Genomic DNA, 10,422 nt, shown 5'->3' with positions numbered 1-10,422 from the left:
CTGGCCCAGCCGAAACAGCCGACGTCAGCACACATAAACGCTAAGCCTCGTGCCCCAGATTCAATGAGAAAGACACGCACTTACCCCAGATTCAATGAGAATGCCCCAGAATCAATGAGAACGGACAACGCGCATGTCGGCGGACGCGGCGGCCAGCGTCGACTCAGTGACGACTTAGTCTGTGGCGATTAGTCACAGTGATGAATAGCCTTTGGTCGGCAAAACCGATAGGGTGCCACGATGCCTGGCCAGGTTGGGCGCACCTAAGAAACTCGGTACCGACGGTTCCGGTATGTTTCGTCCCCACGAAGTACGGCGATAGTACGTAGGCGTCGGAGGAGATAAGTCCCGACCCGGCGCGCGGCTATCGGATGGTTGGCGTCGAAGGGGGTGTCGCTGATGTTCAGTGCGATCGGCGGCAAACCGTGCTGATCGACCTTCTGGCGACCGAAGCCGGTTCAGGCCCGAATCCACCAGCGATCTCCTACCACGCTACCGACGTCGGATTATGGATGTCGCTTCCAGCGTTCGCGCCCGCGCTAGTGATCGTCGGTGTCGTCTTCTTCATTGCCCGTCGGAACCGACGCCGCGAACCAGGAGGCGACGCAGGTCCCACACAGAGCCCCGTCGTCGAGAGGAACGAGAATCCATGATCACTAAGGCATCCCAGTTGGGCGCCGTCATTGCTGCTGCGGCGACGCTATCTGCCTTAGTCAGCTGTGGATCCACTACGACGGATTCCACATCGTCGACCAGCCAGGCTGCGTCGACAGCCGCCACGACCATCGCCACCGAGCCGCCTCGGACCGAACAACCGCCACCAGCTACTGACGGCACCGTGGTCGAGGTCTTGATCGCCGGGGGGACGGTCACTCCGACGAACGGCCAAGCGCAAGCAACCGTCGGAAAGCCGATTGTGCTGCAGGTGACCAGCGACGTCGCCGACCAACTGCACGTCCACTCAGTACCTGAGCACACGTTCAACGTCGAACCGCGCCCAGATCAGACTTTCGAGTTCACCGTGGATGTGCCCGGACAGGTCGACATCGAGCTCCACGACCTCAATCGCAGTGTCGTCACCATCCAAGTTCGGCCGTGACTTCGCACGTCGAAATCTTCGCGCACGGCGTAGGCGGTTCCACTGACCTTCCTGTACCGCTGTCGTTCGCCCTTATCGGTGCGGCATGGGCCCTGACGGCAACTTTCGCGATCGTTGCCCTCGCTTGGAAGCACCCGCGCTTTGACCCCGCAAAGCCCGGCCGCGAACTACCTGCCTGGGTTAGCCGTGCCGTCGACTCTCCGACGACACGTTGGATTATCGCGATACTGGCACTGCTGTTTGCGCTATGGGTTCTGGCGGCCGCCATATGGGGCCCCGCCGGAAGCGACAACGCTCTGCCCGGCGCGTTCTACGTCCTACTCTGGGTCGGACTGATTGCCGTTTCGGTCTGCGTGGGTCCGGTCTGGCGCCTGCTGTCGCCGCTGCGCACCATCTACCGCATTTGCGGTCTCGCTCGACGGAAGGGAGCCGATGCCTCGGGCCGCTCCTATCCGCAACGATGGGGTTACTGGCCTGCCGCCTTCGGGCTTTTCGCCTTTGTCTGGCTTGAATTAGCAAGCCCTGACCCAGGTTCCCTGACTGCCATCAAAACATGGCTACTGATCTACGTAGGGGCGATGGGGGTCGGTGCGTGGGTCTTTGGTGCTCGGTGGTTCGCACGGGCAGACCCGTTCGAGGTCTACAGCATGGCGGTCTCGCGGCTATCACCCTTTCGGCGTTCGCCGGCATCGGGACGAGTGGAAGTCGTCAATCCCCTCGATCATCTGCCGACGTTGCCAGTGCGTCCCGGAATTGTCGCAGTTCTGGCGGTGCTGCTGGGCTCTACCGCGTTCGACAGTTTCTCCCAAGCTCCGGCATTCCGAAACTTCGTCGATCGCAACGCTATGGTGGTTCCGCTCTTCGGCGAGGCCGGCGGTGCGACAGTGCTGCGGACAACGGCATTGATTCTCTTCGTCGCCGTTGTTGGTGTGACCTTCTGGGGTGCTGCACGATCAACCGGCGGCATCAGTCCCGAGAAGCGCCAAGAACTTCCGGGCCAGTTGGCGCATTCCTTGGTTCCCATCGTTGTCGGTTACATCTTCGCCCACTACTTGTCTTACCTCGTCGAACGCGGACAGGAAACTGTCGTGCGCTTGGCTGACCCATTTGGCCTGGGGTGGCAACTGTTCGGATTGGCACCGAATGATGTCAGTTACATCCTGTCTCAACACCCGTCAGTACTCTGGACCATCAAGGTCGCGTGCGTGGTCGTGGGGCACATGGTGGCGGTCGTCTCCGCGCACGATCGCGCTCTGCGGTTGCTGCCGCAACAGCATCAGATCACCGGTCAAGTGGCGATGATGCTGACGATGGTCGGCTACACGTTCACCGGTCTCTACCTTCTGTTCGGAGGCTGATAACTGCCTCCTTCGGAATTTATATGCGTCCTACTGAGGTGCATAGTAGATTGTGGATGCCGTCAGGAGAGGCGGGACGGATCCCGACGAACCGCTGTGGCGGAATTCTGTCGGGGGATTGCGCCACAGTGTATTTCGAGCCGAGCTGGCGAACCGCCCTCCAACTCCCGTCAAGCTTGGGATGGCGGCGGCGAGCCGATAGAGTAGGAAGCCTGGTTGTAGCGATGCCTCCCATGCTGTAACTGCATCGGCGACGGCATGATGGTGCACCCGCCCGCCTACGGAACGCCCGTCGAGTCGCTCCGATCGCGATGGCATCAATGTACAACGTAAGTCGGCGCGCTCAGCTCGCGGCGGCCTTTTTACTGGCTCGCCGCGCCGAACCGGCACCTGGTCGCGCCACCAATTACTATGTGGATACGTAATAGCAGGAGTGGGACCCGACGGATAGTTGTGATGAAAGTGTTGGCTGGACGCCGAAAGGTAGTTGCGCTGAGTGTGATCTCGGCTGTCGCGGTACTCGTGACGGCATCGCAGACAAGTGCTCTCAAGTCTCGGTTGACGAATACGGTGGTTGCGCCCGGTGCCCTGGAGGTTGAGCAGACGCCGCAGGCCGCGCCCGAGCCTCCCGTAATCGAGATTCTTCCCCGCACAGGCGCCAGCGATGTGGTCCCCGTCGGCGCAGTGAAGGTGACCGCGACAGTTGGCACCCTGACTGATGTGCGGATGCAGAACGAACAGGGCCGGGTCGTCGCGGGTCGCTTGGTGGAGGGCGGACGTGCCTGGGAGCCCGCCGAGCCACTCGGATACGGACGGTCCTATACGCTCAGCGCGACCGGCCGGGGCGCTGACGCCAGCACCGTCACGACGGTTTCGGAGTTCTCTACTGTCGCGCCGCAATCCCAGGTCGGAGTTCGGCTGGGCATGACCAACGGAGCGTCGCTGTCGGAGGGTGGTGTGTACGGTGTCGGAACCGTGATCGTGGCAACCTTCGACGCGGATATCCCTGACCGGGCGGCGGCCGAATCTCGCCTCCAGGTCTTAACGACGCCGCAGTTGGCGGGCTCCTGGATGTGGATCAACGATCGCAAGGCGCATTGGCGGCCCCGTGAGTATTTTCCTTCCGGCACTGAGGTCACGGTCAAAGCCGATCTCTACGGTACTGATTTGGGTAGTGGACTATTCGGAGAACAGGACAGGCAGGTCAGTTTCCGGATTGGGCCGTCTCGTGTCGCGATCGCCGATGACACGACCAAACAGGTCAGTGTTTACGAGAACGGCAATTTGATCCGTACGATGCCGACATCGATGGGCCGGGGAGGGACGCAGACTGTCGGGGGCAAGACAATTGCGTTCTGGACGCAACCTGGCGTTTATACGGTGATGGAGAAACAGAATCCCGTCTTGATGGACTCGTCAACCTACGGATTGCCCGTCGATTCGGCATCGGGGTACAAGATCAGCGTCCCGCACGCGGTGCGGATCAGCCCTGATGGCATCTACCTCCATGAGCGCGAAGCGACCGTGTGGGCGCAGGGAAGCACCAACGTTTCGGCGGGCTGTTTGAATCTGAGTGCAGAGAATGCTGAGTGGTACTACAACTTTGCCAATCCAGGCGATGTTGTCGAGATCCGAAATACCGGCGGCGCACCGCTGGAACAGTGGCAGAACGGAGATTGGTCTGTGCCCTGGGACGAATGGATGGGTGGCAGCGCGTTGCGCCCCTGATCAGTATTCGATCAGTCACGCGACATGCGACGCCAGTTCGCTGGTTTCTCACCGGGTGCGACTCGGATCCGAGCATCAGAGAGCGAGCTTCCAGCATCGGGCAGATGACAAATTCGCTGCCTGCTGGCCGTAAACGCGAAGGAATCTGACCGGGAACGCTGCACAGCTGGCGACGGGTCGGCGATGAGGCCGAGCTCGACAATTTACTCGCCGCTCTGTTGACGGTAGGGATCGAGAAGTTGATCAACGGGAGCGTAGTCGTCTTTCAGCACTTGGGCGTCGCGGATCCACAATCTGAGGTCGTTGCCGGTAGCGGTCGTCCACCCGGTGTTGCGAGTATTCAGAACCCTCTGGAGGGCGTCACGGTCAACCGGTCGATCGGAGGCGAGCACGACCAGGTTGCCGCCGTCGGGTGTCGTCGCGGAATCGACGCCGACGTCGCCGGCCTCGGCGGTGACTATGACGTGCTTGAAAACCTGTGTGAGTGTTGCGACTTCGGCACGTGCAAACTCCAGCTCTCCGTAGTCGATGAGATTCGCAATGTACACACCGTCCTCTTTGAGGACTCGGCGTATGTCTGTCAGCGCTTCTGCAGTCGTCAGGTGCCAAGGCACGCTCACGCCGCCGAAAGCGTCGCCGACGATCAGATCACGGCTGTCGTCGTCGAGCCGCGCAAGGCCCAGTCTGCCGTCCTCGACGCGCACCTCAAGCCCGGCCTCGGAATCTGATCCGAGTTGGTCTCGGTCTATGCGCACCACGCCGCCGTCGATTTCGGACACCACGTTATGGGTTCCTGGCCGAGTAGCAGCGAGGTATCGCGGGAAGGTGAGGCCGCCTCCACCAAGGTGGTAGGCCTCCAGTGTCTTTTCGGTCGGGAAGGATGCGTCGACGGCTGAAGCAAAGGCGCGCACGTACTTGAACTGCAGGACGGCCGGATCTTGGAGGTCTATGTACGAGTGGCGCGCGCCGTCGAGCATGAGGGTGCGGCCGCTGTTCCGCTCGGGGTCGGCGATGACGCGGGCGCAATGGTACTTGGTTTCCACGTCGCAACCGCCGGGTGCAATGTAGCCAGCCAGACCCGCGCCGACGGTTAGGAGCGTAAGTACGGCGGCGCTGGCAGTGTTTCGCCGGCGCATGCGCCACTCCGCAACGATGCCGCCGAGCACCAACATCGATCCAAGGCCGATGAGTATCATGCTGACTGGTGCCCGCGACACGAAGACAAATCCGGTAAGCACAGTGCCGGCGATGGCACCGACGGTGCCTACGCCAGACAGCTGACCGACAACGGTGCCCGTCTGGGCGAGCGTGATCAGGCGCATCTTGGTCACCATCGGTGTCACCGCCGATAGCAACGCCCCGGGTGCCAGAATCGTGAGCGCCGCAACTATCAACAGCGTCGCCGGCGCCCACTCGGCCGCCGTGCGGACTGCGGAAGGCGTGAACGCCACGACCACGCCCGATATCCCCAGCGATAACCCCAACCAGCGACGCGGATCATCGCGGTCGGCAAGGCGGCCGCCCGCCCAGGAACCAAGGGCAATTGCGGCCAGGGCGATTCCGATGACCAGGGTGCTTGTTTCCAAAGTCAGCCCGAGGTAGGGCGCCAGCAACCGCAGCGCGGTGATCTCCACCACCAGCACCGCCGCCGAAGAGGTGAACACAAGGACCGCGGCGGTGCGCGCTCCGACCCCGGGCAGCGATTGAGATGAAGGATGGTTGTCGGGAACTGGCGGGGGACCGGTCACAGTCTCAATCCTGGCAGCACAGCCCTCTGTCTCCGACTACCTACTGAAAAACGGGTTGTAATCGTGTCAGTAATAGCGGTGCGCGCCGCGGAGACGGAAACAGTGCAGCAGGCATCGACGGGTGCGGAAACAGCGCCGACGTCGACACGTTATGCCGCAGACGTTTTTGACTGCCGCCGACGTCAAGCCCGGCAGCTATCGGGTCCGAGTGGCTCGAATCAATTGGCGCATAACAAGAGTCGGCGAGTTTGTGGACGTACACCACCGTGGCCAGGGACACCGCTCCGAACTTTTCTTGGCCAAAATTAGTAGACGTATGCGCGTTCGCTAGGCATGGCGGGCCGCGGCGCCTTGGAACCGTTGAAGCGGACTGGGCGACAAAGCGCGGGACGCTTGGGGGTGGGGGAGAGCTGTCGTGGTAGAAATCTTTACGGAGATACACCGTAGATTGCTCAGTTACAGGACTCTACGGAGCGAAAGGAACTGCCGGCATGAATCCAATGACTCGAATACTGCTGACTTTCTTTGTGGTCATCACTATCGCGATCGGCGCCGGTGTGTACTTTTCGAGCCGAGATGGTGGATCCGCAGGATCAGGCGGAACACAGGCTAACGGCGAAGCCCAGGTAGTCCGCGAGAACAGTCACCGACTCAGTTCCGCGCCCGATAGCGATGTGACTTTTGTCGAATTTCTCGATTTCGAGTGCGAAGGTTGCCGCGCGGCGTTTCCCGCCGTTGAGCAGCTGCGCGCCCAGTACGGCCAGCAAGTCACCTTCGTCGCCCGCTATTTCCCGATGCCTGGTCACTTCAACGGAGAACGGGCGGCACGTGCGGTAGAAGCAGCGGCTCAGCAAGGCCAGTTCGAACCGATGTACAAGAAGATGTTCGAGACGCAGGATCAGTGGGGCGAGAAGCAGGTACCGGCAGACGAGGTGTTCCGCGGGTACGCCACCGAGCTGGGTCTCGATGTAGCCGCGTGGGACGAGGCGTACAACGCCCCGGCCACACTTGCCCGAATCAAAGAGGATGTCGCCGACGGCACCGCCCTCGGCGTGCAGGGCACGCCCACATTCTTCGTCAACGGGAAGCAGCTGGAGATCAAGACATACGCAGACCTGGGCGCTGCGATCAAAAATGCCCTCAGCGAGTAGTCAGCGCCAGGCGGGCCCCCGCCACAGTTCGGCGCGCAGCGAACCGATGACTGTGGAATGGCCTGCGCCGACCTGCCCGCACGGCACAACCCCGCGGCTGCAACGAACGATTTTCCTAACCACCTGACCGGTCATTAGCCCGGTCGCGAGACCACCCGCATGCCGTTCAACCGGCACAGCGGAATAGAGCTGCAGCCCCAGTGAGCGCCGGCCCGCTTGCCCTCGGCCGAGGCCTTCCCTGCGTCTACCCGTAGACGGCACTTAGCGAGAGGGCTGCACAGTCGTCAAGTCAGCCTTGATGGTTCTGTACCGCCGCCGCCAAGGCCGGATTAAGCGTTACAGTATGTGGCTGGTCTTTCGGCGCTCCCCAACCAGCCGCGACGCGATCGCACCGAACACCAGGCCGATTGTCGTGTAAATGACAACCTGGGTGCCGAGCGCGTAGAGCCGGAAGTAGTAGAGGACATCGGCGGGAAAGCCCTCATAGACGATGGCGCCTGCAGCGTCGCGCAGCGGGGCCGGTGTTTCGTTGATGGTTGGCAGCACGAGCATTACGAGTGCGATCGTCGCTGCGTAGGCGCCAGCGGCGGCCAGCCTCCCGTTGAAGGCCCCCAACTTGGCCGCCCATCGGCGAGCCAGTACCACCGCGCCGATCAGGAGCGCTGCCGACAGCACCACCATCAACACATACAGCAGTGTGCGCTCACGGACGGTCTGGTCGAGACTCAGCGCTGGCGGGTTGGCGGGATATTTTAGGTTGGGTATGACGTACAAGCTCAACAGCATGCCGCCCGCGATGTAGAGCGACAGCAGTCGTGCCGACACATCACCGACGCGACCATAGGCTACGGCGAACACCACCGCGAACAAGGCGCCGATGGCGACGCTGAACGCGAGTAGGCCGAGACCCATGCCGAGGTTCATCTGCACTGTGCGGGTGAACAGGTCGACGTTCTCTGCGTGGCCGGCGTGTCCCCCCGGCGAAGCCATGGCCTCCCGGGCGGCCCGCACGCCATCTTCGTACTCGATTGCGCGCGAAGTCTGGGGCGCAGCGAATATCCGCGCGAACCCGAAAGCCAGTACGCCTGCGGCGGCGCCAGCCAACAGGCCGCGCCAGATGATTTGTTTCTCCATCTTGTTAGTCCCTTTCGGTTTCGGCATAACAAGGAAACATCAGCAGAGTGGTCAGACTGGCGGTCGAGTTTATTGGATCTGGCCTTACAAAGCCTCATCAGATGGCAGCTCGATCCTAGGCGCGACACGTTGCCGCCACACATCTGCGTCCAGAATGCGCGCGCCCGTGGATCCGGCGACTTCGGGCTGCTATTGAGAGTCGCCGGCGGCATAGGTTGTAGCCCAGTCGCGCACGCTGCGGGCGTACGGATCGGACTGGTTGTAAGCCCACAGCGCTGTCATCCACCCCTTTGGGGTCGCCAGGTCGCCGCCGCGGTTGCATAGGTAGCCGGCAGCCGACAGCGCAGCGTCGTCGACGTTGTCGGGACTGACGATGCCGTCATTGTTGGCGTCGACCCCATAGAGCCGCCAGGTCTCCGGAATGAACTGCATCGGGCCCATTGCCTGGGCGAATCCGGGCTCACCGTCGGGCGAGCCGCCGCCGCTGTCGGCGATGCGCATATTGCCGTTCGAGCCATCAAGGCGTACACCACGAATCGGCGGAGTGACATCCCCGTTCGGGGCGATGGTGGCGCCGCGAAAGGTGCCGTTGCGGCTCTCGACCATGCCGATCCCCGCCAGCGTCGTCCAGGCCAGCTGGCAATCGGGGTTCTCGACGTGGGCGACTCTGGCCGCATAGGCATATGCCTCCAGCGCGGTGGCCGGTATGTTCAGCGCCGGAGCCCGTTGTGCAGCCCAAACGCGCAACTGGTCGGCGGGTCGGCCGCGGGCAGGATAGTCAATGTAAGGCACCGGGGCTCCCGCCGGCGGCGGAACGCCTTCGGGTATCGAGATGCCGGTCTGGCACGAACAGCTAGACGTCATCATCACCGCGGTCGCACCCACAACGGCGACAGCCCGCACACGCACCAGCGACACTGGACTCCCTCAAGCCAATCAGGTCGAAGCCATTGTGCCACAGGGCTTGAAGCCTCGGGTTCACCTTGGCGCGATGCCGCTTATTCGCGCGAGTCGACGACATGCGCAGCAGCGGTCGCGCTGGCCCGATCGACCCGGGCGACTTAGCGGCGGGTGATCACTACCATTGCAAGGCCTTCCTGCAGGCCTCTGAGCCGACGCGGTCTTTCGAGCTCGATATCCGCATCGAGCGCCAATGTTGTTGAGCGACAACGGTTACGTGGGCTATAACTCGGCCGCTTGATGCGGTATTGAGGGCGACCTCGACCCGTCTAGGCAGCGTAACGGTGGAAACATCGCCGGTGCCCTCCATCACTGCCGGCGGTGATGGTGCCGTGGGTTTTCACCGTGGCGTTTGATTGCCAGCCCTGGGCCGGGGGCCCGCGGCCCACGCTGCCGGTGGTTGGTCTGGGCGAGGGTCCCAGGAGGGTGTAGCAGGTGAACTTAGTGCAGCCAGCCGAGTCGGTCCGCGACCAGCGCATAGCCGACGTAGGCCACCGTGTTGATCGCCCCGTGGGCGATGATCAGTGGCCACAGCCGGCCGGTGCGCCGCCACGCGTAGCCGAATATGAGACCCATCACGATGTTGCCCAGCCCGGCGCTGAACCCTTGGTACAGGTGATAGGTGCCGCGTAGAAGGCTTGACAGCACCAGCGCGGTGGCCGGGCGGACCCGCAGTTGGTGCAGCCGGGTGAGCAGAAAACCCACCACGATGATCTCCTCGGCCCAGGCGTTGGCGAACGACACCAAAATGAGGACGGGGATGCGCCACCACGTGTCGTTCAGTTCCGAGGGCACTATCGATGCGCTGAGGCCCAATGCGCGGGCGGTAGCGTAGAGAGCCAGGCCGGGCAGCCCGATAAGGGCCGCGAGCCCGATGCCACCGACCAGGTCGGGCCGGTACCGTGGTCGGCCCAACCCGATTGCTGCCGGGCCGATACCACTGCGCCACAAAAGGTATATCGCGAGAAAGCCCCAGGCAACCAATTGGAACACCGTCGCCAGATTGAGGCCGAGATCGATGAGGTCGAACGTGGAGCGGCGCGGGTTGAGCGCTACGGTCTGCCCCGCCAGGCCGAGCAGCACCGCCTCGATCAGATTAAGGATCGAGGTATAGGCGCTTAGCCTCGATCCGTGGACTTGAGTGATTGATGTGTCTGCCATGGCTGGTTGTCGTTTGGTGGGCTTGTGAGCGTGACGTAACCGCTGGTCTGCCCAGCTTTTCCCTGTGCGCTCCGGTAGGGGCC

At 62.5% G+C, this 10,422-nt stretch carries 8 protein-coding genes; 4 read left to right on the top strand and 4 right to left on the bottom strand.

Going from position 1 to position 10,422, the window contains the following annotated elements:
* Positions 1–649 precede the first annotated feature (649 nt).
* From ACTWP6_RS29010 to ACTWP6_RS29000, 3 genes are all read left to right on the top strand, one after another.
* A complete protein-coding gene (locus ACTWP6_RS29010) occupies positions 650–1,099 on the top strand; it encodes a hypothetical protein (protein WP_222878252.1) in 450 nt (149 codons plus the stop codon).
* Entirely contained in the window at positions 1,096–2,457 is a 1,362-nt protein-coding gene (locus ACTWP6_RS29005) for a hypothetical protein (protein ID WP_310833610.1), read from the top strand. The genes ACTWP6_RS29010 and ACTWP6_RS29005 overlap by 4 nt, the downstream gene beginning before the upstream one ends.
* A gap of 456 nt (positions 2,458–2,913) precedes the next feature.
* Positions 2,914–4,185 carry a L,D-transpeptidase gene (locus ACTWP6_RS29000; RefSeq protein WP_419197183.1) on the top strand — a complete coding sequence of 424 codons (1,272 nt, stop codon included), beginning with the start codon at positions 2,914–2,916 and terminating at the stop codon, positions 4,183–4,185.
* Positions 4,186–4,388: 203 nt separating this feature from the next.
* Here ACTWP6_RS29000 and ACTWP6_RS28995 read toward each other — a convergent pair whose 3' ends face one another.
* A complete protein-coding gene (locus ACTWP6_RS28995; protein ID WP_222878249.1) occupies positions 4,389–5,933 on the bottom strand; it encodes a fused MFS/spermidine synthase in 1,545 nt (514 codons plus the stop codon).
* Between the two features lie 491 nt (positions 5,934–6,424).
* Between ACTWP6_RS28995 and ACTWP6_RS28990 the strand changes: the two genes are divergently transcribed.
* Positions 6,425–7,084 (top strand): DsbA family protein, encoded by a 660-nt coding sequence (locus ACTWP6_RS28990; RefSeq protein ID WP_222878248.1) that lies wholly within the window; start codon positions 6,425–6,427, stop codon positions 7,082–7,084.
* A 336-nt stretch (positions 7,085–7,420) separates the two neighbouring features.
* On the opposite strand, the gene ACTWP6_RS28985 is transcribed toward ACTWP6_RS28990, so the two are convergent.
* The 3 genes from ACTWP6_RS28985 to ACTWP6_RS28975 all read right to left on the bottom strand — a co-directional run bounded on the left by ACTWP6_RS28985 (position 7,421) and on the right by ACTWP6_RS28975 (position 10,339).
* Entirely contained in the window at positions 7,421–8,218 is a 798-nt protein-coding gene (locus tag ACTWP6_RS28985) for a CbtA family protein (RefSeq protein ID WP_222878247.1), read from the bottom strand.
* Positions 8,219–8,407: 189 nt separating this feature from the next.
* Positions 8,408–9,085: a lytic transglycosylase domain-containing protein gene (locus ACTWP6_RS28980; protein WP_419197266.1), complete on the bottom strand. Its 678-nt coding sequence runs from the start codon at positions 9,083–9,085 to the stop codon at positions 8,408–8,410.
* Between the two features lie 534 nt (positions 9,086–9,619).
* On the bottom strand, positions 9,620–10,339 hold the full coding sequence (locus ACTWP6_RS28975) for a CPBP family intramembrane glutamic endopeptidase (RefSeq protein ID WP_443189493.1): 720 nt from the start codon (positions 10,337–10,339) through the stop codon (positions 9,620–9,622).
* Positions 10,340–10,422: the final 83 nt, after the last annotated feature.

Source organism: Mycobacterium sp. 4D054, from assembly GCF_052245755.1.
Taxonomy (GTDB): domain Bacteria; phylum Actinomycetota; class Actinomycetes; order Mycobacteriales; family Mycobacteriaceae; genus Mycobacterium.
Note: the sequence above shows the minus strand (reverse complement) of the source record. Positions and strands in the feature narration are given on the sequence as shown.

Coding starts and splice junctions, on each gene's coding strand:
- ACTWP6_RS28980 (WP_419197266.1), bottom strand. CDS start 9,085: ATGATGACGTCTAGCTGTTCGTGCCAGACCGGCATCTCGATACCCGAA.
- ACTWP6_RS28990 (WP_222878248.1), top strand. CDS start 6,425: ATGAATCCAATGACTCGAATACTGCTGACTTTCTTTGTGGTCATCACT.
- ACTWP6_RS28975 (WP_443189493.1), bottom strand. CDS start 10,339: ATGGCAGACACATCAATCACTCAAGTCCACGGATCGAGGCTAAGCGCC.
- ACTWP6_RS29000 (WP_419197183.1), top strand. CDS start 2,914: ATGAAAGTGTTGGCTGGACGCCGAAAGGTAGTTGCGCTGAGTGTGATC.
- ACTWP6_RS29010 (WP_222878252.1), top strand. CDS start 650: ATGATCACTAAGGCATCCCAGTTGGGCGCCGTCATTGCTGCTGCGGCG.
- ACTWP6_RS28985 (WP_222878247.1), bottom strand. CDS start 8,218: ATGGAGAAACAAATCATCTGGCGCGGCCTGTTGGCTGGCGCCGCCGCA.